Below are 23,602 nucleotides of genomic sequence, written 5' to 3'. Positions count from 1 at the left end.
TCTCCTTTATTGGGCACGCTGCAGCAGGTAGGTAAAGTCAGAAAATTTGCCACTGGTCATGGTGGCATTGTTGTGACACTGAATGCAGCTGGAAGAGGTCTGCCGTACAGTCCCCTGAATATAGGTTTCCAGTGTTGTATTCGCGAGGAAGGCCGGAGCCGGTGCACCGGTAGGATCGGTTTTGCTGCCAGCATTCGTTGGCCACTGAGTGCTGATAAGCTCGTAATTAACCCACACAGAACCGGGTACCAGTTTTTCTAGCGCCGCCTGGTAACTGGCGTTCAGTTCTTTTGTTGGTTTATCCAGAGGAATTACGCGCATCACCTGAGTGGGCTGGGTATAAGCATTACCAGGGTTCCAGGGCCGTGGTGGAGGGGTATTCACCGCCGCACAATCCGTGCAATCAGGTTTGTAATAGTTGTAGTGTTTTTTATTGATTGCTTCGCCCTGAGTAGGAGCGTTATCCACATGCTCAAACGTAGACCAGATCCACTGCGGGTTACCTTTCAGCTTGGTACCGATATGAAAACCCACCAGACCAACCGTCTGTAATTTACAGGCCGCTTCTACCCCGGCATGTTCATCCGGGTTATCGTAAACATAGGCTCTGGTTGTGTGGAATTTTTCAGGATTGTCATTTTTACCAAGAACCTTCCACGAGGCTTTAAGCATAATTGAACCCACCTGAGAGTCGGTTCCGAAAGGAAAATCTGCTTCTGTAGCAAAGGCTTCCTGCCCCGATTTTGAATACAGATTTTTTTCTGCAATGTAGTTAAAAATCACATCATTGGTCAGAATCTCAAAGCGTGTGTACTGGCCATTCTGATCAACCAACGGACCAGTCTGAAACGGTTCTGCACTTTCATCCAGAACGTTATTCGGTACCTTGGCAATCTGATTCAGAACAGGTAAATCCTGATCGCCGCATACAGAGGGTGGCGGTAAATCTTTGCCCCATGGCGGCGGAGTCGCACCATTGGGCAAAAATATATCGCGGCTTTCTTTATAGGTTTGCCAGACAGTTGCGGCACCCGGCTTCTGACCAATGTTGACACTGGTATCGGCGACACCAACTGAAGCTGCCGGCCAGTTAAGTGCGATAAACGATTCCCACGAAAACACATCAAAATCGTGCTGCAGGGATTCCAGAGAAAAAGGCTCATGAAACTGAGCGTCTGCTGGTATTACCGGGCTGATCTCCGGGAGTGGAGTTATGGCAGCCTGACCGGCAGTGGCCTGTTTATTTTCGGTTGCCGTGGTGTTGCAGGCACTGAGCAGCAGAGCTGCGGGCAGTGCACTAAACAACAGCGTTGAGTTCTTCATAGCTAAGTCCTTTGCTGAAGTGTCGGTGGTCTGTTCTCTGCCTGCAGATAACTCTGCAACAGCACAGCAAAAATCAGATCAGTGATATCCGGTGAAGAGCACCGGAAAGAAGATGTATTTATTATTATTTTTAGCGGCCAGCGGGTGCTCACCTGCTGGCCGGATTTTTATTGAACCGAAGGTTTCTGCATGGTTTTGCCTAGCACTGTTTTCAGCGCCTGCCAGCGTTCATTTTCTTTTTTCTGATAGGCCGCACTCATAGGCCCGGCCGTAAGGGCCTCTTTATGCTTTTGCAGATGGGTATAGTGAATGGCTTTTACGTTGTATTGCGTGCTGTTTTTAAACGCGGCATAAACGTCTTTAACATTTTCCAGAGTGTCATCGATAAACAGGATATTGCGGATGGGGCGTTCCGTATCTGCCTTACTCAGTAAACACTGAAGCATCGCTCCTTTATTTTGTCCGGCAACGTACATAACGCCCTGCCGGTAACTTACCGGTCTTACATTACTGTCGGCACAGGGCATAAAAGGGCTGGCCAGTGATGGATGACCGTCAGACATTATTAATGTATTGGCAGCAATCAATGCCAGCAACGGTTGCGGGTCAGCAGAATTAACCTGCAGATATGTGAGCTGGTTTTCTGTCGCCGAAATATCGCCACCACCACGCGCAGTTTCTACCAGCAGACGCATACCTGAAGTGGTCAGCTTTTGAAGAACAAGCGGCAAGTCGGCTTCGGTATAATCCATAAAATTCACCGCAAACAGAGCCGAGCCAATGGCAAACAGCTCATCGTCACTGGAAGCAACGCGGTATGGAGAGGGGGTGCCAATCAGTGTCTGTTGCCAGCTGCTCCAGGCCGGGCCTCCCAGATACTGACACTTATCCGTATCTTTGCTGTCGCTGCAGGGCATCATCGTCAGCGTGTCATCATCATCCATAACCAGCAGCGTTTCCTGTGGCTTACCAAAATCGCTGATAACAGCACCGACTATGCGGAAGCTGTCTGCGCTCAGCATCTCAGCGGCGCTCCATGCCTGTGCTGGCAGCAGCGCCAGGCAAAGCATTAATGTAGAAATTCGTTTACTCATCGTCCGTCCTCCATGGATAAGCCTGCATGTGTGCCGCCTAAGGGCTTAAGGCAGTTTTCAATAAAGATCCGGTGATTTCAATTGCAATCCGATGAATCCTGCTGATACCGGAAAACAGCATGATGAAAGAAGCAACCAACTAATAAAAATGCATGAGCTGTCCGGAATTGACCAGCGCCCTTTCATCTTCCGCTAAAAAGCCCTTGTAAACGGCACAGCAAGCCCTGATAGATTGCTGCTGAAGCGGTACACTGCCCAGACCCAACTCACAAATATAAGTAAGTGGCTATGAAAAAGTTAATCATCCTGCCAGCCATTGTTCTGGTCGTCGCCGCCGCTGGCGTTGTCAGCCTTCCGTCCCCCATAGATTCAGTTGCGGTTAACGCATCCCGTCCGCTGGATTTTGCCGGGGTACTCGCACCTAACGACATGCTGCAAAGCACACAGATAACCAAGCTGCCGGCCGGCAAAGCCGGTGGCGAAGATATCGCCAAAGATAAACTCGGTTGCTTATACACAGGCACACTCGACGGCAGCATTCTGCGCAAGTGTCCATACAACTCCTGGGAAACGCTGACCAATACCGGAGGTCGGCCACTGGGGCTGCATTTTGACAGCGAGCAGAACCTGATTATTGCCGACGCAGAAAAAGGCCTGCTGAGCATGAGCCCGACAGCCCAAATAAGCGTACTGGCTGACCACTACAACAATGAAAAACTGGGCGTAGTTGATGATGTCGATATCGGCGCCGACGGCACCATTTATTTCTCCGATGCCAGTAACCGTTATGCACTGAAAGATATCGTGCTCGACATTCTTGATGGCCGCCCGTCCGGTCGCTTATTTGCGTTTAATCCACAGAATAAAAGCCTGACGTTATTGGCCGATGGTTTTGCATTTGCCAATGGCGTGGCGGTATCGGCCGATCAGAGTTATGTGCTGATTAACGAAACCTTTACCTATCAGATCAGTAAAGTCTGGTTAACCGGCCCTAAAGCCGGACAAAAAGAAATCCTGCTGGATAAATTGCCCGGCCTGCCGGATGGCATTGCCCGCGCCGCCGATGGCACTTACTGGGTTGCGATGTACGGCCTGCGGCCAAAACTGGTGGATAAATTCCACGCTAACCCATGGGTAAAAAATCAGCTGGCTAAATTGCCAAAATCATTAGCACCGGTACCCAAGCCTTATGGCCTGATTCTGCAGATTAATGCTCAGGGTGAAATATTGCAGAGCCTGCACGACCAGGCGGCAGTTGCGATTGGTGAAGTGACCTCAGTTCAGCCGGAAGATGACGGGCTGTATCTGGGGACATTGCATATGGACCGGATTGGTAAGTGGGCTTTTTAAACGTTTTTGATGGTGGGCAGTGCCCACCCTACCTTATTGAATGCCGAATATATTGTCGTGTTTGGTGGGCATTGCCCACCCTACTATATTGAATCCTGAAAATATTGCAGCTCCGTAAGGTGAGTAAGGCCAGCTCCGTAGGGTGGGCACTGCCCACTAAAAAATCATTCTCCGAAATCACCTGTTAAATTTTCACAGCTCGCCCAATCTTGAGGATATATCCCCTGTTTCACATAGCGATGAAATGATGAATATGGCCACTCAGCCGCCGCAGAACATAAGCCATGCTTAACGGGATTAATAAAAATATATTCGATATGACGAATTAAATCTTTCTCATCTCTGATCTGGTGCTCCCAGAATCTTCGTTGCCAAAGACCTGAATCTCTTTCACCGCTATAGCCTAAATGCTTGCTGGTCAGCCTTTTTATCTTTCCTATCCGGCTGGAGTAATCGCAATCACCCTCAGGTAATGTCCAGATGCAATGCATATGATCGGGCAAGAGAACCCAGGCAGCAATATCGAATGGTTGAGTTTGACGAACAGCTGAGATGCTTTCACGTAATGCCTGCCGGACATCAGGCGTGGTCAATAACGGCTTTCTTTTTGCCGTTACAATAGTGAAAAAGAATGTGCCCCCAGGGGCTATGGCTCGCCGATAATAAGACATGATCAGTTCCTTTGATCAATTTTTATGTGCGTGTGGTTGGTGGGCAGTGCCCACCCTACCTTATTGAATACCGAATACCGAATACCGAATGCCGAATACCGAATGCCGAATACCGAATGCCGAATGCCGAATGCCGAATGCCGAATGCCGAATGCCGAATGCCGAATGCCGAATGCCGAATGCCGAATGCCGAATGCCGAATATATTGTAGGGTGGGCACTGCCCACCAGACAAACCATCAGGCAAAAAATCAGTGCGCCTGCTCCCAGTTATCACCCATTCCGGCTTCCACGACTAATGGCACTTTTAATTCAGCCGCCTGTTCCATTTGCTGTTTAAGTTCTGCCGCAAAGGCTTCCGCCTGATCTTCCTTCACTTCCAGAATCAGTTCATCGTGCACCTGCATCAGCATACGTGCATCAAAACCGCTGTCAGGTAACCAGCCGGCAACGCGGATCATAGCGCGTTTGATAATGTCGGCAGCGGAACCCTGCATCGGCGCGTTAATCGCGGTGCGCTCGGCATGCTGGCGACGTGGTGCATTTTTCGCGCGGATTTCCGGCAGGTATAAACGGCGACCGAAAATGGTTTCGACAAAGCCCTGTTCTTTCGCGTGTTCACGGGTGTTATCCATATAATCGCGAACGCCCGGATAACGCTGGAAATACAGGTTCACGTAATCCTGTGCTTCGCCACGGCCGACGCCAATCTGTTTCGCTAAACCAAAGGCCGACATGCCGTAAATCAAACCAAAGTTAATGGCTTTGGCGGCACGGCGCTGGTTATCGCTGACGTTTTCTTCCGTTTCACCAAACACTTCTGCTGCGGTTGCGCGGTGAATATCGCGGCCATCGGCGAAGGCTTTAAGCAGGCTCGGGTCATCAGAAAGATGCGCCATAATGCGCAGTTCAATCTGACTGTAATCCGCAGCGACCAGTTTATAACCGGCTGGCGCAATAAAAGCCTGACGGATTTTCCGGCCTTCTTCCGAGCGGATCGGAATATTCTGCAGGTTAGGGTCGGTAGAGGATAAACGTCCGGTCGCCGCCACCGCCTGATGGTAAGAGGTATGTACGCGGCCGGATTCCGGCGCAATCATTAATGGCAGTTTATCGGTGTAGGTGCTTTTTAATTTCGCCAGACCACGATGTTCCATCAGCAGTTTGGGCAGCTCGTAACCGTCGTCGGCCAGTTCCTGCAGCACTTCTTCGGCGGTGGATGGCGCACCTTTTGGTGTTTTCTTTTTCACCGGCAGCTGCTGTTTTTCAAACAGGATTTCGCCCAGCTGTTTTGGCGAGCTTAAATTAAACACCTGACCGGCGGCATTATGGGCTTCCTGCTCCAGCTGTTGCAGGCGCTGCTCTATCTGCTGGCTCTGTTCGTGCAGTAAATCGGCATCAATTAATGCGCCGGTTTCTTCCATCGCGCAGAGGATGGGCATAACCGGCATTTCAATTTCCTCAAAGACTTTTTGCAGGCTTGGTACGGCCTGTAATTCCGGCCATAAACGCTGATGCAGACGCAGGGTAATATCAGCATCTTCGGCGGCATAAGGCCCGGCCTTATCGGTATGAATCTGATTAAAAGTCAGCTGTTTAGCGCCCTTGCCGGCAACCTCTTCAAAGCTGATATTTTTATGGCCCAGATATTTCAGCGCCAGGCTGTCCATATCGTGGCGGGTGGCGACTGAATCGAGAATATAGGATTCCAGCATGGTATCGAATTGCACACCACGCATATGAATACCGTGATTAGCCAGTACGTGCATATCGTATTTCATATGCTGGCCGACTTTTTTATGCGTCTCGCTTTCCAGTATTGGCTGCAGCTGCGCTAAAACCTCTTCACGGTTTAGCTGGGTTTTGCCTTCCGGAATACATTCCGCGTCGTGTGCCAGCGGCACATAGGCGGCCTTGCCTGCTTCCACCGCAAAGGAGACACCGACAATGCGGGCTTCTTTATAATTAAGCGAGGTGGTTTCGGTATCGAAGGCAAAGAGCTCTGCGTTTTTAAGCTTCTCCAGCCAAACATCCAGCTCTGCCTGAGTAAAAATAATATCGTACTCAGTGTCACCACTGAATGCTGCGGCCATGGCCTGTTCGGCGGCTTGCTGCTGACCGGAAACCGACCCGGCCGAGGCGGTTAATTCAAACGCCGGAACAGCATCAGCTGAATTACTCAGCTCGGCAATCCAGGCTTTAAATTCCATATTGCGGAATAATTCCAGCAACTGAGCATTATCAGCCTCGCTGCTTTTAATTTCCGGCAGACTTTGTTCCAGCTCGACATCACATTTAATGGTGGCCAGCACTTTCGATAACAGCGCCTGCTCTTTATGCTCTTCCAGACGGGCGGCCATGGTTTTCGCACCGCGGAATTCCAGCGTGGCAACTTTATCGAGGTTGTCGTAAATCGTTTCCAGACTGCCTAAGCCAGCGACTAAGCCGACAGCTGTTTTTTCACCAACTTTAGGCACACCGGGAATGTTATCAACTTTGTCGCCCATTAAAGCGAGGTAGTCGATGATGTGCTCGGGCGGTACGCCGAATTTTTCTTTAACGCCATCCACATCGAGGAAGGTGTCGGTCATGGTGTTGATTAATGACACATGGCTGTTTACCAGCTGTGCCATATCTTTATCGCCGGTGGAAATCACCACATCCTGATTATGCTCAATGGCCTGGGATGCCAGCGTGCCGATCACGTCATCCGCTTCCACACCGTCAATGATCAGCAGCGGTAAACCCATTGCGCGGATAATGTTATGAATAGGCTCAATCTGCTCACGCAGCTCGTCCGGCATCGGCGGACGATGGGCTTTGTAGTCAGCATAAATATCGTTGCGGAAAGTTTTGCCTTTGGCATCAAACACCACCACCAGCTGTGAACCGGCGTAATCTTTCTGCAGACGTTTGATCATGCTGATCACGCCCTTGATGGCATTGGTGTGCAGACCTTTGGAGTTGGTCAAAAGCGGAATCGCATGGAAGGCGCGGAACAGATAGGACGAACCATCGACGAGAATCACTGGCTTAGACATGATATTGGTCAAATCCTTGGCTGGGGTTTCGGTGGCGGGCGGCGTACAATGCCACCAGAAGATTCATTATTGAGGCGCAGTTTACCATGAAGATTCAGCAACTTCTGGCGACAATCCTGTTTGTTCCGGCTCTGCTGGCCAGCGGCAGCGCCCTTGCGGCCGAGCCTGTCGGTGAGACCGTCACCATCCGCAACGATGGCGATAATACCTATTACGAATTCCGCATTAACGGCGAAATCAGCGAAATCAAAGTCGTGCCGAAAATGGGCCCGGCCTACTACCTGATCCCTTCCGAGCAGGAAACTAACGAATTCGTACGCAAAGATAACCCGCAGATGCGCGTACCGAAATGGGTTATCTTCCGCTGGTAATAAGCTCGTATTTTAAGCCTGTCGGGCGATTAACCCCGCCAGGCATGACTGCCAGTATGGTTCCGCCTGTGGTGCCTGCGGCAATCAGGCCCGCAACACGACCAAAATCAACCAGCCTGCTGATCTCCGGATACTTCCTATGTCTGTTTATACCTCGCTGAGCCAGAGCGACACCGAAGCCTTTCTTGCACATTTTGAATTGGGTACGTTAGTTTCATATAAAGGCATCGCCGCCGGTATCGAGAACACCAACTACTTCGTTACCTGCCAGCAGCAGGGCCGGCAGAGTGAGTATGTGCTCACCCTGTTTGAGCACCATAACAACAATGAAGTGCGTGAGTTTGTACGTCTGGCGCATCATCTGGGCCAACAGGGCCTGCAGGTTCCGGCACCACTGGCAGCGCGTGATGGCGAGTGGCTGCACAGCCTGAAAGACAAACCGGCGATTATCTGTCCGCGCCTGCCCGGCGAGCATATTCATGATCCGCAACCGCAACACTGCGAAGCCATTGGCCGCGCGCTGGCGGAACTGCATCTGGCTGCCCTGCCGCTGCATAACCGCCGCAATGACAGCCGTGGTTTTGACTGGTGGGTTACGATCAGCCCGGAGCTGAGCAGCGATTTAACCCGCGAAGAACAGACGCTATTGGAAGACGAACTGCACTTTCAGACACAACAGCGCGCCCAGTGGCTGAGCCTGCCGCAGGGCTGGATTCACGGCGACCTGTTTCATGACAACGCCCTCTTCACCGCTGATGGCCAGGTTGGCGCCATTCTCGATTTATACAACGCCTGCGATGGTGCCCTGCTCTACGATCTGGCGATCATCGCCAACGACTGGTGCTGCGATATTAACGGCGAGTGGAAAGCCGGTTGTGTGGAAGCCTTATTAAACGGCTATGAAAGCGTACGGCCATTAAACGATGCAGAAAAAACCAGCTGGAATTTAGTGTTAAGAGGCGCGGCCCTGCGCTTCTGGCTGAGCCGTTTATTAACCCGCCGCATTCAGCAGCAACAGGCGGGGGAAATGGCGCTGCAGAAAGATCCGGCGGAGTTTAAGAATAAACTACTGGCACGCAGAACCGTTACAGTCAATTAGTTATCAGGTCGCACCGTCCACTGCCGTTTATTAAAAATGCTTTCCATAAGTTCTGCCTGCCCCATAGCATGCAGATGTTGCAGCCAGAAATCACTGGCCAAAGCATATTTATGCCACTCTGTCAGATCATTAATTGGAATGTTGTTTTCAACCAGATAAGACAGGCCATCTGCACGATGTTTATAGCCGTAGAAAATATCATCACGGAAATCAACAGTACCATCACCATCCTTGTCCTGAAGCAGATGCTTCGATGCTATATGACCGCTCGCCGTATAAGTGAAAGAAGACTCTGTTATCGATTCAGTTACACCATTGCCATCCTGATGCAACACTGACTGACCAAGAATTAAGTCGCCGCTGTCATTATAAATTGATGTGGTTGTGACGATTGAATCGGTTATTCCATTCCCATCACTGTCTGTCTCTGTTTTGGCGATGGTCAATTTCCCTTGATCATTGTAGATATTTTTTTTCACCTGATAATAATCGACAATTTCACGGGTTTTCCTGATTTCCTTTGACGCCAGAAACTGACCAGAATCTGAGTACTGACTGTCAATAACGCTGATTACATCAACAACTCCGTCACCTTGACTGTCGGTATTTTTTTTATACTGAGTCTGATTACCAGCATTATCGTATTGATAGTCATAAACACTCTCACCACCCAGTACATCATCGGTTCCATCAGAATAAATTTTGCGTAATATTTTCCCACTTTCATTAAAGGTAAGACTCTGCTTATGCCACCCTCCGTCATTATATTTAACCTGTTCACTATAGGACTGAAGTTTGCCAGTATCAGTACGGATAAAGTCTTTCTTTATCTGTTTTAGCATCTCCACGGTCAGCGCATTATTTTTTTCATAAACATAGCCTGATATATTTCCTCCGATATCATAATGATAACGTTCACTGATCCGGATATATTCAGAACCGCTTGCATCGTTATTAATACTCACATCGCGACGACTAAAATCACCAGAGTTATTTAAATATTGGCTAATCTGCGTTGTTTTATCTGTCACACCATCGAAATTAGTGTCGCATTTTTCGGTTGTGCGTTGAATCCCGTCATCAGAATTATAGCTGTAACTGAATTCACCCTGATTTATTGTTCCAAAAAATGCCTCAGTAATGGCTGTCAGAAAACCAGAGCTGTCGTATTTAAAGAGTTTACTTTCATATTTTTCATAGCGCTGAATTGGTCTAAAATCTGAATTATAAATCACCGAATAATCCATTCCGACAATCGATATTTCCGGAAAATGAAATTCGGAGATACGTCCATCAGAACGATATGATAACTCGGAAGAAAATGCTGAATCTCCATACACCCGGTATTTGGTTATGCGTCCCTGAGAATCATATTCGAAGATTGGTTGATTATTCAGTTTGTCTGGCATTTCGACCTCAACCTGAATACCTGCAAGACGATAGATAAAACTCAATGGTTCCGATACCGCCAGATTTCGGCGAGTCAGCCCCTTACTCTGCGCCAATTCAGCGAGTGTTAAATAGAAGAACCTATACAGATTCTGATTAAGATCAACAGGTGGCAGGCTATTACTACCCTGCCAGTTACTCAGGTCTATCCCATTGCTGGGGTTCTGATCATAATCCAGCACCATCAGCAATGCCGCTATATTTGCCATACGGTGAAAGCTGCCATCTGAATCAGAGCTCAGTGCAGCAGCAACAGCATGCTCGTTATCAGGAAGATTAGTCGCTAGAAAATCATCAAGTGTCAGTGATGATACGCTCTCGAATGAAGCAATTCTGGTTTGGCCTATTGAAAAGGTAGTGGTCTCACCTTTATTGGCACGATACTCACCTTCAGTGTTGGTATATCCTGAATAAGATGCCGACTCATAGTGCAACCCTTTGATTGGAATATAAGACGTATTGGCATCTGATTGGGATTTATCATGATCAAAAATACAGCCCGATACAGCAGCTGCGCATGTAAAAATAGGAAGCAGCGTACGTAAAAATTTCATCCATGAATCCAAGCTACAAAATTATTAATTATAAGATTACCACAGATATGATACTGATAGTGATAACGGAGCCATCACTCCGCCAGCGCCTTAAGGCCATTTAAATAAGCAATCAGCTCCCGGTCACTCCACAGCCCCTGCGCCCGGTACCAGAGTGCGGCCAGATAGCTCATCTGTGTTTTGGCAAATTCCCAGCCGCGATAATGTTTTAAACCATAGGCCTGCAGCAGTGTCTGTTCATCATCGGCGGATAAATCCACACCCTGTAATAAAGCAGCCAGATCCCATAACGGATGACCGATAGCAGCGTATTCCCAGTCTAGCAATACCAGTTTGTTATCAGCAGTCTGGATCCAGTTGGGGGCGGTCGGGTCCATATGGCACAGGCAGCGTTGATTATCGGGAGCACCGCTCAACAGACTTTGCAGCGGACCGCGCAAAGCCAGCAACTCATCAGCTGCAGCCGTCATGCGATCCATAATGGCGAACTGCGCTGTAATAATATCCCAGTAATGACCGGCTTTTTCACTGATGCTGAGCTTTGGTATTCCGGCAGGCGGGCGCAACTGATGCAGTTGCTGTAATTGCTGCGCCATGGTTAACAACAGTCGCAGATCCAGCTGCGGATTGGTTAATGGCATGCCCGGCACATAATCGCGGATCCAGTAATGGCCGCTTTCTGAGCGAAAGCGGATAACCGGGGTCAGCCCCTGATCAGCGACCAGATGATGTATTGTTAATTCAGCGGCACGATTAATATCCAGCGCTCTGGAATTCCGCCCTTCTACCCGCAACACATAATCGCCTTCTGGCAAGCGCAGCAGATAACAATGATTGGTAAGCCCACCGGGCAATGGGCTGATATTATCCAGCGTTGGCGCTTCGCTGCACAATTGCCAGTGTGGCCAGTCGTCTAAAATCTGCTGCAGCATAGGTATCGCCTTATTGTTGTTATTCGGCTACTTTCCACGCCGATGGAGTGGTCAGCACAGTATTATCATCGCGGTTTTGTTGTGCATTAAGTTGTGCCTTAAATTGTGGCAACCAGTTAAACCAGCCAATAATGACCAGCACCACGTACACTGCCATCAGTACCGCCGTTAAATACAGCTCTCGGTCGATATATAAGAAGATGGCAACACTGTCGACAACGATCCAGTAGAGCCAGTTTTCCAGTACTTTTTTTGCCACCATCCAAGTAGTAATCACCGCACCCCAGGTGGTGAATGAATCAAGGTAAGGCAATACCGCCGAGGTGTTTTCGCTGAGCAGGTAACCGCTGATACAACTCAGAACAATCACACTGCCAATCGCCAGCAGGTGTTGTTTTAATGCCCAGGACTGTATTGGTAACTCAGCAGCCGGGGCCTGTGAGTTCTCATTTTTATTATCTGCCCCTTTATTGGCGCGCCACAGCCACCAGCCATAGACCGCCATAATCAGGTAATACACATTCAGCGCCGATTCCATCAGCAGGCTGACATCCCAGAACAACCCGATAAAAATAGCCGTACTGCCAAAGGCCGCGTACCAGCACCAGATGCTCTGCTTCATGGCCAGCACTAAATAGGCAATACCCAGAATAACGGCGACCAGTTCCCAGCCGCTCATGGCCTGCGCCGCCTGTTCAATACTGTTCCAGATGTCGGTCATGCAGGAATCCTTGGTTTAAGGGCAAAGTCGGACGTCGGACGTCGGACGTCGGACGTATTATCCGTGTGGATTAAGTGCCGGATCGAGATTGGTACCGATAAATTTGCAGACAAAAATGCTCTTGCCGAACTGCTCCCAGCTCAGGCGCATTTCTTCTTTTAAGGTATCCATTACCAGATCATAGTCACCGAACACCTGTGTACTCATGGTATTGGTAACGATGGTTAAACCTTCAACCTGATTCAGACGGTCGATAAACGATTTAATCGCCGGAATATAATCATCGGCCAGAGGGTATTTGCTGATTTCTACTGATATTTCCATTTGGATCTCCAGTTAATAAGCCGGACGTCAGACGTCCGGCTGCATTTATCAGAATGAATATTTGGCTTCCAGCATCACAAGACGCGGTTCGCCCAGCTGACGATAAGCATTTTCGGCATAGCCATTACGAGGGTCGTTACCAAAACCACCAAAACCACGAACATCGGTTTCACGGTTGGTCAGGTTACGGCCGGCCAGTGCAAGATCCAACGGCCCCTGCTGATAGCTCAGGCGGGCATGCCAGAGTACCGAGGCGCGGGCTTTTTCATCGTGACTGTCAGAAAAATAGAATTCATCTTTAGCTTCACTTTCTGCGCGCAACGATAATGTATCGGTCAGCGCATAAATCAGCGCAGTAGCCAGGCTGTATTCCGGTGCATGTGCCTGAGCTCGACCATCTTTATTAAACTCGCCAGCAGCTGTTTGATAAGAATAATCGGAAAATTCGGTACGCAGAAGACCATAGCTGAATACCCAGTTCAGACGCTCACTGATGGCCCAGTCGCTTTCCAGCTCAAGACCATAGTTACGACCTTCAGCCGCGTTGGCCAGATAGTCCTGAAAGGTGATGCTGTTATCCGGTTTTTGTACCGCATATGAGCTTTTAACCTGCTGGTTCTTACGCTGAATATAAAATACAGCAAGGCGGGTTTTCAGTGCATTGTCTGCCAGAGACGACTTAAGACCCAGCTCAACCGTATTATTAAACTCAGTATCGAAAGTGCGGTTAGCTTCGGAAATATCCGGATCAGTATTCACGCCACCGGCTTTATAACCACGGGCCAGAGAGATGTAGCCCAGATGGTCAACACCCAGCAGTGTTTCCAGCGTAACTTTTCCGCCCCATAACGTTTCGTTAGTATCGCTGGCCACGTCATTTTTTGCAGCATCCAGCGTATTGGCATTATCACTGAAATCATTTTTCCAGTTTTCCGCACGTACGCCGTAAGTCAGCGTTGTGGATGGAGTAAAGGCTGTGCTTAGTTCTGCATAAGCCGATACCGAATCCACGGTCAGATCGCTCTGATACTGTCCGTTGTTATAGGTGTAATTGCGTTTCAGTGTTTCTTCCCGCTGCATCATATAGATGCCCGCTACCCAGTCGGTTGAATCAGAAAATAAACGGCCGTCGGTGCCGGATAGAAAGCGCAGGCCAATGCTGTTGCGATCAAAACTCCGCAGGTATTGATCAAAAGAGCTGTAACCATCAACAGGAGCCAAACAAGGCCCCTGAGTTGTATCGCATGGGTCTGGCTGGTACACAGGATCATCGCTCAGCCAGATATATTCACCGTACGCCCAGTCTTCGTCGTAACTGTATTCTGCTTTATTCCAGCTGCCGGTGATTTCACTTTCAAAGCGAACTGCGGAATTCAGTTCGCGGTTATACGCCAGCGCAAAAGCGTTGGTATCCTGTGTATCTTTACCAGGACGGTTCGACAATGTTGTGCGGTTATTATCAAGGCTGTAAGCATCGTAACCGTTATCGATATCGGCGTATAAATAGGTCAGATTTAATTCACTGCGCTCAGACAGTTGCCAGTGCAGTTTAGCGCGGGCGATTTTCTCGTCCTGGTTATTGGTGTCGTCACGGTTTAAAAATTCGTTGTCGATATAACCATCGGACTCAAAACCATGCATGGCAATACGCCCCTGCAGGTTATCACTCAGTGAACCGGATAACGCCGCCCCCAGACCATAGCTGCTGTAGTTGCCGGCTTTGGCACTGATATAACCTTCATTATTTTGCGTCGGGTCATTACTGCGGATATTGATCATGCCGGCCAGTGCGTTAGCACCAAAACGGGTGCCCTGCGGGCCGCGCAGAATTTCCACCTGCTGCACATCAAACAGGGTCGCGGCAGCACCTAAACCGGTCATATCGATACCGTCGATCACCAGACCCACAGATGGATTCACCGGATCAACAAACTGGCTGCGTTCGCCGATACCGCGAATCTGAAAATAGCGCCCACGGGAAGTACCGGAAGCAAAGTTCACGTTGGGAGCAAAGCTTAATATCTGGTCCAGATGCTGCGCCGAACGGGCTTCAATCTGCTCGCTGCCAACTAAGGTGACGGCTTCGGGAATCTGCTGCACATCGGTTTTACGGAAATCGGCCTGCACGGTTTGCGTGCTGAGGGTAACGTCATCAGCCGCCAAAGCCGACAGCGGGGCCAGTAAAACCAACAGGGAAAGCGGTGTTTTTTTCATTCAGGGTCATTCCTCAAAATACAAGAAAGACCCGGGTAGTGCGTAGGGGCCGGTTGCGTTTAACGCCAACCTCCCGGTTGTGATGCGAGCCGCCGCAGACTGTGCGTACTCACCCCCATTCCTACGCCGGTACTAACCGGATCAGGTTCTAGGGGTTTGCCGTTTACGCAGGTAAACCTATGGCATCTCAGGCCGGATTCAGACAATCGGGCCACCCCCTGGGACAGGGGCATCATAAGGGATTCACGCCGGGGAACCAATGGCGGCTTTAGGCTGATAGGAAATAACCACTTCTGCGCGAAAATGTCATCGCTGCCACGGCTGCGGTATGCGGCTGCCGAGCAGATCATCCAGCAACTGCTGTTGCTGTTCGCGCTCAGCCAGAATCGCGGCTTCGGTAAAGTCAGTTATGTCCTGATTTTTATCGCCTTCACTGACATCACTGTCGAGGCTGCCCAGCACATAGGTTCGCCGCCGCTCGTGCCATTCATTCTGACTTTGCTGCGAAGCATGCTGCAGGGTGAAATCTTCGTAGCGCAGGCTGGTTACCTCGGTGGCGCGGGCTTCAGTCTCGATGTACTGGTAGTTCTGCTTGCTGAAATCCACCAGCTCCAGCCAGGGCAAAGGCTCATAAAAGCTGGCCTTAAACTGATACGCCTGGGTTTGCTCTACGGCGAGGCTGCCGGCATCACCGGTTTCGCCTTTGGTATCCTGTGCGAAATTCAATCCAAAGCTGATTTTTTCATTATTCCGCTGTGCATCAGGATTGGGCTTGCTGACCTGCGCCTGAAAAGAAAAGCTGAAATCCTCCAGACCACTCAGCGCAGTCAAACCACTGCGGGCAAAACCCACGTCGATTCCGGTTGGCGTTTGCGGTGGCTGCTCCTGTTCCTGCCGCGCCAGATCCTGCGGATGCTGTTCGGGTTTATGCAACAGGGCGAAGGCATCGAGCATTAAATCCAGCTGCTGTTTATCGGCATTGCCGCGTTCACCGCTCTGTTCGATCAGCGTCAGATATTCTTTCAGACTGTCCTGCCGCTGTGCTTCCGTGCCTAACTGCGCCCAACCGGCTTTGCTCAGATCCAGCTTCAGTTTGTCTTCATGCAGCAGCACATTCAGGCTGCGCTGCTCATCATCGTTGCGGTATTCAATGCGCAGCAGATCGCTGCTCTCACCACCAGCGCCTTTAAGGTCGAGTGAAACCGCCGAGAATTGCTGCAGTTTATCCAGCCCCAGATTTTCCAGATCAAGATGGCCACTGGCCAGATAACGCCGTGCCAGTTTATCCAGTGATGAGGCCAGTTGCAGCGCTTCTTCCTGCTCTTCCTTACTCAGCGATTCATCCAGGGTAAAGCCCACCAGCCACTGATCTACTTCCAGTGCACGGCCATCGTCACTCTGACCCCAGCCGCTCTGATGGGTCAGGTTCAGGGTTAATTCCTTACCCGAATTGGTGGTCAGTTTCAGGCTGAATTTTTCTTCCTGATAACCGTATTTCAGGCTGACCTTGCCGATTTCTGTCAGCGCCGGACGGGTACCGTCATCGGCATAAGCGTAACGCCCGCTGGTACTGCTGAGCTGTGACACGCCGCGCCCCAGCAAATCGGTCAGCACAGCTCCGGGGCGAAAATCCTTAGGTATATTCAGGGAGTCGGAGGCAGAGACCAGCTGCTCCCGCCCCTCAGGGCTCACGCCATTAATTACTTCGGTATCGTTCAGTGAGCCGGCAAAACGCGTCCACGACTGATCGCTTTGCCACAGGTTGCGGTTAACCGGCTCGCGGTAAGTCGAATCTGCGACGGGCTGCGAGTGCAGTGACTGACCTTTTGCCGCCGCTCTCAGTTCGCTGCCGCCGGTACGCGCCAGCTGATCGGTCAGCAGGCCATCACTGGTCCGGCCCGGCCTGATAAACTGGAAACTGCCGACTTCGCTGATGCGTGGTGTAATTGCCATGGTCTGATCCCTGACCTGTGATGATGAGTTGTGATTTAACTGTTTATCGGCCAGTCACAGCATTAATTAAGACAACTATCATTTAAGCGCAGCACTTTTAATAACAGTGCAAAGGAATAACCGCCATAATTACCCTTCCTGACAATAATCCCGCTTGAAAACTGCGGAAAAATCACCATTCTTGCTGTCATAAATCCGTGCTCAAATCTGTTCTGTTGAGCACTCGTGGAACCACTGAGAACAACCCTTAAAGGAGTCGCACATGTTGCGCATTATTCTGTTTCTGGCCACCAACTTAGCCGTTGTTCTGGTGGCGAGCGTTACCCTGTCGCTGCTCGGTGTGGGCAGTTACCTGGAACGCAGCGGCAATGGCCTGAACCTCGGCAACCTGCTGGTGTTCTGTTTAGTGTTCGGTATGGTCGGTTCGGTGATCTCGCTGCTGCTGTCCAAGTGGATGGCGAAGCGCACAATGGGCGTACAAATCATCGATCAGCCGCAAAATGCCGGTGAACAGTGGCTGCTGAGCACAGTAAAAGAACTGGCTGACAAAGCCGGTATCGGTATGCCGGAAGTGGGTATCTTCGGTTCGGCGGCGCCTAACGCCTTTGCTACCGGCTGGAACCGCAACAATGCACTGGTCGCGGTATCGACCGGCCTGCTGCAGCGTATGGATAAAGAGCAGATCAAGGCAGTGCTGGGCCACGAAATCGGCCACGTTGCCAACGGCGATATGATTACCCTGACCCTGATTCAGGGTGTGGTGAACGCCTTTGTAATGTTCTTCGCCCGTATTATCGGTAACTTCGTCGATCGTGCGGTATTCAAGAATGAAGACGGTCCGGGCATCGCATTCTATGTGACGACCTTTATCGCCGAGATCGTACTGGGCATTCTGGCTTCGACCATCGTTGCCTGGTTCAGCCGTCGCCGTGAATTCCGTGCCGACCAGGCCGGTGCCGAGCTGGTCAGCCCGGCCGCAATGATCAGCGCGCTGGCTGCCCTGCAGCAAACCTACGACCAGCCAAGCGAACTGAACGGTGAACTGGTGGCCTTTGGTATCGGTGGCGAAGGCAAGATGTCTGCCCTGTTCTCCACTCACCCGCCGCTGGAACGTCGTATTCAGGCGCTGCGTGAGCAGTACGGCCGTTAATTCTGCCTGCAGGAAAACCAACGAAAACGAGCCTCAATTGAGGCTCGTTTTTTATCCGGCTAGCTCGATCAATCCAGTCCCATCGCTTTCATCATTACGTGCTGCTTAACCGGCAACAGTTTGTCGAACAGGCGCATCCCTTCGTTGCGTAATAAACGCAGCAATGGCTGATCAGCAGCGAACAGCTGCTTAAAGCCTTCCATCGCCGCCATGGTGCTGAGGTTGTCGGCCTGACGGCGGCGCTGATAACGGCTGAGCACCAGCTCACCACCAAGATCCAACCCTTTGCTGTGCGCTCGCAGGATTTCTTCCGCCAGGGTTTCGGCATCTTTAAAGCCCAGGTTCACACCCTGTCCGGCCAGCGGATGAATGGTATGTGCGGCATCACCGGCCAACACCACGCCTTCACACCAGTAATCCCGGGCATGACGCTGGCGCAGCGGGAAGCGGGCTTTGGCCGAGCTGGCCAGCACCTGCCCCAAACGCCCTTCAAACGCCTGAGTCAGAGCGGCGTTAAAGCCGGCTTCATCCATCGCCAGTACCGCATCGGCTTCCGCCGGCGAAGTCGACCAGACGATAGACGCCAGATGTTCATCACCCGGCAGCGGCAGTAACGCCAGCGGCCCTTCAGGGCGGAAGCGCTGCCAGGCGGTCGCCAGCAGCGGTTGTTCAAGCCGTACTGTGGCAACAATGGCGTGATGGCCATAATCCCACTCGGTGGTCGGCAGACCAGCCCACTGGCGCACCCGCGATAGTGCACCATCAGCACCAATCACCAGTCTGGCCAGCAACCTGTCATCGTTTTCCAGTACGACCGGGGTGTAACCTTCGGCGTCACGGTTATCGAGGTAGCGAACTTTCTGCGTCAGTACATCCACGCCCTGCGTTTCCTGCAGGCACTGCTGGATCGCCCACAACGTTTGCCGGTTTTCGACGATATGACCCAGACAGGGAGCATGCAGATCGGCGGCATCGAAGGTCACAGAACCTGTGCCTTCAGCATCCCAGACGTGCATGCCGGTGTAAGGACTGAGACGCTGCGGCGGAATCTTCTGCCAGGCGCCCAGACGGGTTAAGAAAGCCTGGGTTTTGGCGGTTAACGCCGACACGCGCAAATCATAATCGGCCAGTTCGCTGCCGCTGGCCGGAGCCTGTGTGCGGAACGCCGGATCAATCAGGGCAATGCGCAAAGGCTTTTGCTGTGCCCCCTGCACCAGCGCGCTGGCAATCGCCTGCCCCACCAGTCCGGCACCAACAATCACGACGTCATAGTTCATGCAGATTCTCCTGAAAGCGGCGTGGCCGGAAGCTTAGCGGCCCGTTGTCCTAAACCCATCGCATGACGGGTAAAGAGCTTGCGCGCGGTTGGCAGGGCCGACATGCTGAGCAGGCCAGCATCGCGCAGCAGCGCCATACCCGGCAGTTTTGAACCAAACAAGCGTGGCAACAGATCGCTGGCCATGATGGTGTTGCGCTGGTCAGCCTGCTGCTGTTGCTCGTAAGCCTGTAATAACGCCAGATCGCCCAGCGGCTGATTCTGCTGCCAGGCGTGGTTGAGGTATTCGGCCAGTACGGCGGCATCGCGCAGTGCGAGGTTAAAGCCTTGTCCGGCGACCGGATGCAGACTGTGCGCCGCGTTGCCGAGTAATACCAGCGAACGCCGCACCTGCTCTTTACTCTGCACCAGTGCCAGCGGGTAGCTGGCGCGTTCGCCGACACGCATTAAACGTCCCAGACGATATCCGATCTGTTGCTGCAGACGGGCAAGGAATTCGGCTTCGGGCAAGGCTTTGACCTGTTCAATCTGGTCATCGGCCAGCGTCCACACCACGGCGAAGTCTTTTTTATTCAGCGGCAGAAAAGCAATCGGGCCATCTTCACTGAAGCGCTCATACGCCCAGTGACCGTGTTCACGGTCGACCTCAACCTGAGTCACCAGCGCATGGGTGCCATAAGCGCGGCGTTCATGCTGAATACCCAGCTGCTGCGCCAACGCTGAACGCGCACCATCGGCCAGCACCAGCAGACTGGCCTGCAGTTGTTCGCCGTTATCGAAGGTCAGCAGCGCGCCGTCAGCGTTCATCTGTACGCCCTGCACCTGGGCCGGGGCTTTGATACTGACGCCCGGCTGTTCCAGTCCGCTTAAAAGGCCCTGACCAATCACGGCGTTTTCAACGATATAACCCAGGGCCTCGGCATTCTGTTCACTGGCGTGCAGCTGGGTCTGGCCAAAGCGGCCCTGATCAGAGACCTGAATATGCTCGATGGCACAGGCGCGTTCAGCCATCAGGCCCCACACACCCAGCTGACTGAGAATCTGTTGTGTACCGTACGACAACGCCGTCGCCCGGCCATCAAAGCTGGGCGGACGGCTGGCAATATCACCATCCCAGTTCAGCGCCTGACGGTCGATTAAGGTCAGGCTCATCCCGCGCGCCAGCGCCGGTTTTAACAGATGCACCAGACTGGCACCGACCATGCCGGCGCCCAGTACCACAATGTCAGACTGCGGGATGTGCTTGCTCATGCTGTTCCTCAGCCCGCCATCAGGGCTTCAATATCATCAATCTCTTTAACAACGGCAGCGGTCAGGACTTTGCAGCCGCTTTTGGTCACCACCACATCGTCTTCGATGCGGATGCCGATGCCGCGCCATTTGGCGTCCACCGTTTCATCGTCCGGCGAGATATACAGACCCGGCTCAACGGTCATCACCATGCCTTCTTCGAGAATGCGCCACTCACCACCGATGCGGTATTCGCCGACATCGTGCACATCCATACCCAGCCAGTGACCGGTTTTATGCATGTAGAACTGGCGGTATTCCTGATTCTCAATCAGCTCGTCGACATCGCCACTGAGCAGGCCGTGCTGCACCAGCCCTTCGACCAGCACCCGTACCGCCGCTTCGTGCGGCTGATTCCAGTGATTACCGGCTTTGATCTGCTCAATCGCGGCATACTGCGCATCCAGCACCAGCTGGTACATCGCCTTCTGCTCGGCGCTGAATTTACCGTTAGCCGGGAAGGTGCGGGTAATATCGGCGGCGTAGTAGTCCAGCTCACAACCGGCGTCGATCAGAATCAGGTCGCCGTCTTTAATCGCCATATTGTTGTGGGTGTAATGCAGAATGCAGGCGTTATCACCGGCCCCCACAATCGACGGATACGCCGGCCAGCGGCTGCCAGCGGCCATAAAGGTGCGCATAATCTCGGCTTCCAGCTCAAACTCGAACATGCCCGGCTTGACCATCTGCATAGCACGGGTGTGCGCTTCGGCGCTGATGTCGGCGGCCTTCTGCATAACCTTAATTTCTGCAGGGGATTTAATCAGACGCTGATCGTGTAATAAATGATCCAGCGCACTGAACTCGTGCGGCGGCGTGGCGCCGTTACGCACCTGAGTTTTGATATGGTTAACCCACTGCATCAGCTGGTTATCAAAGTTCGGGCTGACACCCAAACTGGCGTAGATGCGGTCTTTGCCTTCGATCAGGCCGGGCAGGATGTCGTCTATATCGCTGATCGGGAAAGCATCATCACAGCCCAGCACCTCAGGCGCGGCTTCCGGGCCGACGCGGCGGCCGGTCCAGATTTCCTGCTCTTTGATTTTTTCCTGACAGAACAGCACGTATTCGCCATGCTCACGGCCGGGAATCAGAACCAACACGGCATGCTCTTCAGCAAAGCCGGACAAGTAATAGAAGTCGCTGTCCTGACGGAAAGGATGCTCCACGTCGCGGTTACGCACCGTGACCGGCGCAGATGGCACAATAGCAATGCTGTTCGGGCTCATCAGCTCCATCAGCTGGCGGCGGCGTTTGGCGTATTCGCGGACATCGAGTTTCATCATCACCTCGTCAATGCGTGCAGATCAGTGCAGGGTTTTGGTTGCCGGTGCGGCTTTGTTCATACCGTAAAAGACCGTGAGCGCGGCAACACGGGCATGTTCGGCCAGTTCCAGATAGAGCATTTCGTTCTGTGGGTCTTGTGGATCGTCCAGTGACGCCTGCGAGAAGGCATCCAGATCCTGCAGCACTTCCATCACATCTTCCGGCACCTTGCCCTGAATCTGGCCGGAAGCACCAAAGCCATCGAGGAAGCCTTTGCTCCACTGTGCCAGGCATTCAACCTGCTCGTCGATATCGGCATCTTCATCGGCCGGCAACAGCACACTGAATTCCATCGACTCACCGCTCAGTCCCACCAGAACGTCATCGTAAAACGTCTGCAAAAAAGATTGCAGTGGTGCTTCAGGGGCATCTTCCAGCTCCAGATATTCCTGAGCTTCCACTAACCAGTCGGCCGGTTTAAGCCGCGCACCGGAAGCAAGATAGCCGGTCAGCCAGCCATGCAGGGCGGATGGAGTCTGGTAGCAGCGGGATTCCAGCCACAGATCAGCGGCTGCAGAAAATTCGATCGTCATAACGTCCTCAACGGGAGGGAAAGCCGTCATTCTATCATTGCTGCCGCGAAAGTATGCGCAAATGCCGGAAGCGGCGGGAATAAAGCGGCAAAGCCGCCGTCGCCGATTGACCCCGCTGGCAGCAGCCTCTTATAGTAACCCTGTTCTCACTACCACTATGATGGCAATGCAAAATCCTGAACTCCAGAGCCTGCAGCGTAAGATCGAAAAACTGCTGACCGTGCACCAGGCACTGCGCGAGCAGAATAAATCCATGCGTGCTGCCGAAGCGAGCTGGCAGGCCGAGCGTGCAAAACTGATGCAGCAGAACGAAATTGCCCGTCGCAAGGTCAATGAAATGATTACCCGTCTGCAAACGCTGGAGCGCAATAGTGGCTAACCCGTCCAAAACGCTGGAATTACAAATTCTGGATCGTGAGTACCGTATCAATTGTCCGGATGGTGCTGAAGAGAAGCTGCGTGATGCCGCGCGTTATCTCAACGAAAAAATGTCCGAAATAAAGAATGCCGGCTCCTCTGCCGGAAAAGTGCTGGGCACCGATCGCGTTGCGGTGATTGCAGCACTCAATATCGCCCACCAACTGCGCGAGCTGGAAGCCGAACACCAGCAGATGAAGCGCGATCTGGATAAGATGCACAGCGCCATCGACGAAGCATTGGAACAGAATCTGCAGCTGGAGTTGTGATTCTGTAGCGCCGCTTTCATTACAAAATCTTCATTTTTTCACGATTATCTCTGATATACTTCGCCTGCTCCCTGGGGTGTTTGCCAGTCGATAAAGTCCTGAGCCGATGTTTTTTTTATGGAAGGTTTCACTCGCTGATGTGTGCATGTCCGCCCGCCGGAAAGCCTGATTCAGTGTCTGGCCTGCCACCTTGGACCACAGGGTTCAAGGCCTTTATTTACGACAGCGGCACAGTGGGGAGCTCTT

Annotated in this window: 20 protein-coding genes, 1 other RNA gene and 1 riboswitch; of the genes, 7 read left to right on the top strand and 14 right to left on the bottom strand. The window is 51.9% G+C overall.

The genetic code is table 11. From position 1 onward, the window contains the following. Positions 1-6: 6 nt before the first annotated feature. Both NYR02_RS09965 and NYR02_RS09960 read right to left on the bottom strand, forming a co-directional pair. Positions 7-1,323 carry a hypothetical protein gene (locus NYR02_RS09965; protein ID WP_260976209.1) on the bottom strand — a complete coding sequence of 439 codons (1,317 nt, stop codon included), beginning with the start codon at positions 1,321-1,323 and terminating at the stop codon, positions 7-9. 167 nt (positions 1,324-1,490) lie between these two features. Next, positions 1,491-2,417 (bottom strand): DUF2608 domain-containing protein, encoded by a 927-nt coding sequence (locus NYR02_RS09960; protein WP_260976208.1) that lies wholly within the window; start codon positions 2,415-2,417, stop codon positions 1,491-1,493. Positions 2,418-2,705: 288 nt separating this feature from the next. Here NYR02_RS09960 and NYR02_RS09955 point away from each other — a divergent pair, with 288 nt between their 5' ends. Further along, complete coding sequence (locus tag NYR02_RS09955) at positions 2,706-3,767, top strand: SMP-30/gluconolactonase/LRE family protein (RefSeq protein ID WP_260976207.1); 1,062 nt, start codon at positions 2,706-2,708, stop codon at positions 3,765-3,767. Between the two features lie 164 nt (positions 3,768-3,931). Here the strand turns inward: NYR02_RS09955 and NYR02_RS09950 are convergent, their stop codons facing one another. Both NYR02_RS09950 and polA read right to left on the bottom strand, forming a co-directional pair. Continuing rightward, positions 3,932-4,438, bottom strand: a complete 507-nt coding sequence (locus NYR02_RS09950; RefSeq protein ID WP_260976206.1) for an REP-associated tyrosine transposase — start codon at positions 4,436-4,438, stop codon at positions 3,932-3,934. 250 nt (positions 4,439-4,688) lie between these two features. Beyond that, a complete protein-coding gene (gene polA, locus NYR02_RS09945) occupies positions 4,689-7,478 on the bottom strand; it encodes a DNA polymerase I (RefSeq protein ID WP_260976205.1) in 2,790 nt (929 codons plus the stop codon). A gap of 86 nt (positions 7,479-7,564) precedes the next feature. Here polA and NYR02_RS09940 point away from each other — a divergent pair, with 86 nt between their 5' ends. Both NYR02_RS09940 and NYR02_RS09935 read left to right on the top strand, forming a co-directional pair. After that, on the top strand, positions 7,565-7,849 hold the full coding sequence (locus tag NYR02_RS09940) for a DUF2782 domain-containing protein (protein ID WP_260976204.1): 285 nt from the start codon (positions 7,565-7,567) through the stop codon (positions 7,847-7,849). Positions 7,850-7,988: 139 nt separating this feature from the next. Beyond that, complete coding sequence (locus NYR02_RS09935) at positions 7,989-8,948, top strand: homoserine kinase (protein ID WP_260976203.1); 960 nt, start codon at positions 7,989-7,991, stop codon at positions 8,946-8,948. On the opposite strand, the gene NYR02_RS09930 is transcribed toward NYR02_RS09935, so the two are convergent. The 6 genes from NYR02_RS09930 to NYR02_RS09905 all read right to left on the bottom strand — a co-directional run bounded on the left by NYR02_RS09930 (position 8,945) and on the right by NYR02_RS09905 (position 17,095). Further along, the gene (locus NYR02_RS09930; protein WP_260976202.1) at positions 8,945-10,951 is read right to left on the bottom strand and encodes a hypothetical protein; all 2,007 of its coding nucleotides are present in this window, start codon (positions 10,949-10,951) and stop codon (positions 8,945-8,947) included. The two genes, NYR02_RS09935 and NYR02_RS09930, sit on opposite strands and share 4 nt — an antisense overlap. A gap of 74 nt (positions 10,952-11,025) precedes the next feature. Continuing rightward, a complete protein-coding gene (locus NYR02_RS09925) occupies positions 11,026-11,883 on the bottom strand; it encodes a choline/ethanolamine kinase family protein (protein WP_260976201.1) in 858 nt (285 codons plus the stop codon). A 19-nt stretch (positions 11,884-11,902) separates the two neighbouring features. Next, positions 11,903-12,604 (bottom strand): nicotinamide riboside transporter PnuC, encoded by a 702-nt coding sequence (gene pnuC / locus NYR02_RS09920; protein WP_260976200.1) that lies wholly within the window; start codon positions 12,602-12,604, stop codon positions 11,903-11,905. A gap of 57 nt (positions 12,605-12,661) precedes the next feature. Continuing rightward, positions 12,662-12,928: a YkoF family thiamine/hydroxymethylpyrimidine-binding protein gene (locus NYR02_RS09915; RefSeq protein ID WP_145467106.1), complete on the bottom strand. Its 267-nt coding sequence runs from the start codon at positions 12,926-12,928 to the stop codon at positions 12,662-12,664. A 48-nt stretch (positions 12,929-12,976) separates the two neighbouring features. Further along, positions 12,977-15,142 carry a TonB-dependent receptor gene (locus NYR02_RS09910; protein WP_260976199.1) on the bottom strand — a complete coding sequence of 722 codons (2,166 nt, stop codon included), beginning with the start codon at positions 15,140-15,142 and terminating at the stop codon, positions 12,977-12,979. Positions 15,143-15,243: 101 nt separating this feature from the next. Beyond that, a riboswitch (TPP riboswitch) is annotated at positions 15,244-15,371 on the bottom strand. 77 nt (positions 15,372-15,448) lie between these two features. Further along, complete coding sequence (locus NYR02_RS09905) at positions 15,449-17,095, bottom strand: hypothetical protein (RefSeq protein ID WP_260976198.1); 1,647 nt, start codon at positions 17,093-17,095, stop codon at positions 15,449-15,451. A gap of 262 nt (positions 17,096-17,357) precedes the next feature. Between NYR02_RS09905 and htpX the strand changes: the two genes are divergently transcribed. Then, entirely contained in the window at positions 17,358-18,245 is an 888-nt protein-coding gene (htpX, locus tag NYR02_RS09900) for a protease HtpX (RefSeq protein ID WP_260976197.1), read from the top strand. Positions 18,246-18,313: 68 nt separating this feature from the next. On the opposite strand, the gene NYR02_RS09895 is transcribed toward htpX, so the two are convergent. Genes NYR02_RS09895 through NYR02_RS09880 form a run of 4 tightly spaced genes read right to left on the bottom strand, consistent with a single transcriptional unit; the run spans position 18,314 to position 22,670 of the window. Then, entirely contained in the window at positions 18,314-19,522 is a 1,209-nt protein-coding gene (locus tag NYR02_RS09895; RefSeq protein WP_260976196.1) for a UbiH/UbiF/VisC/COQ6 family ubiquinone biosynthesis hydroxylase, read from the bottom strand. Then, on the bottom strand, positions 19,519-20,772 hold the full coding sequence (gene ubiH / locus NYR02_RS09890; protein WP_260976195.1) for a 2-octaprenyl-6-methoxyphenyl hydroxylase: 1,254 nt from the start codon (positions 20,770-20,772) through the stop codon (positions 19,519-19,521). The genes NYR02_RS09895 and ubiH overlap by 4 nt, the downstream gene beginning before the upstream one ends. A gap of 8 nt (positions 20,773-20,780) precedes the next feature. After that, on the bottom strand, positions 20,781-22,094 hold the full coding sequence (pepP, locus tag NYR02_RS09885) for a Xaa-Pro aminopeptidase (RefSeq protein ID WP_260976281.1): 1,314 nt from the start codon (positions 22,092-22,094) through the stop codon (positions 20,781-20,783). Positions 22,095-22,118: 24 nt separating this feature from the next. Then, the gene (locus tag NYR02_RS09880; protein WP_260976194.1) at positions 22,119-22,670 is read right to left on the bottom strand and encodes a UPF0149 family protein; all 552 of its coding nucleotides are present in this window, start codon (positions 22,668-22,670) and stop codon (positions 22,119-22,121) included. Between the two features lie 157 nt (positions 22,671-22,827). Here NYR02_RS09880 and NYR02_RS09875 point away from each other — a divergent pair, with 157 nt between their 5' ends. The 3 genes from NYR02_RS09875 (at position 22,828) to ssrS (ending at position 23,600) form a co-directional block, all read left to right on the top strand. Further along, positions 22,828-23,049, top strand: a complete 222-nt coding sequence (locus NYR02_RS09875; RefSeq protein WP_260976193.1) for a TIGR02449 family protein — start codon at positions 22,828-22,830, stop codon at positions 23,047-23,049. Beyond that, complete coding sequence (locus NYR02_RS09870; protein WP_260976192.1) at positions 23,042-23,356, top strand: cell division protein ZapA; 315 nt, start codon at positions 23,042-23,044, stop codon at positions 23,354-23,356. The genes NYR02_RS09875 and NYR02_RS09870 overlap by 8 nt, the downstream gene beginning before the upstream one ends. 65 nt (positions 23,357-23,421) lie before the next feature. Then, positions 23,422-23,600, top strand: a non-coding RNA gene (gene ssrS / locus NYR02_RS09865) — 6S RNA. The last annotated feature ends 2 nt before the right edge of the window (positions 23,601-23,602 follow it).

Origin of the sequence: Thalassolituus pacificus, assembly GCF_025318105.1 — a bacterium.
GTDB classification, from domain to species: domain Bacteria; phylum Pseudomonadota; class Gammaproteobacteria; order Pseudomonadales; family Oceanobacteraceae; genus Venatoribacter; species Venatoribacter pacificus.
The sequence above is the reverse complement of the archived record's forward strand: the minus strand, read 5'-3'. Positions and strand labels throughout refer to the sequence as shown.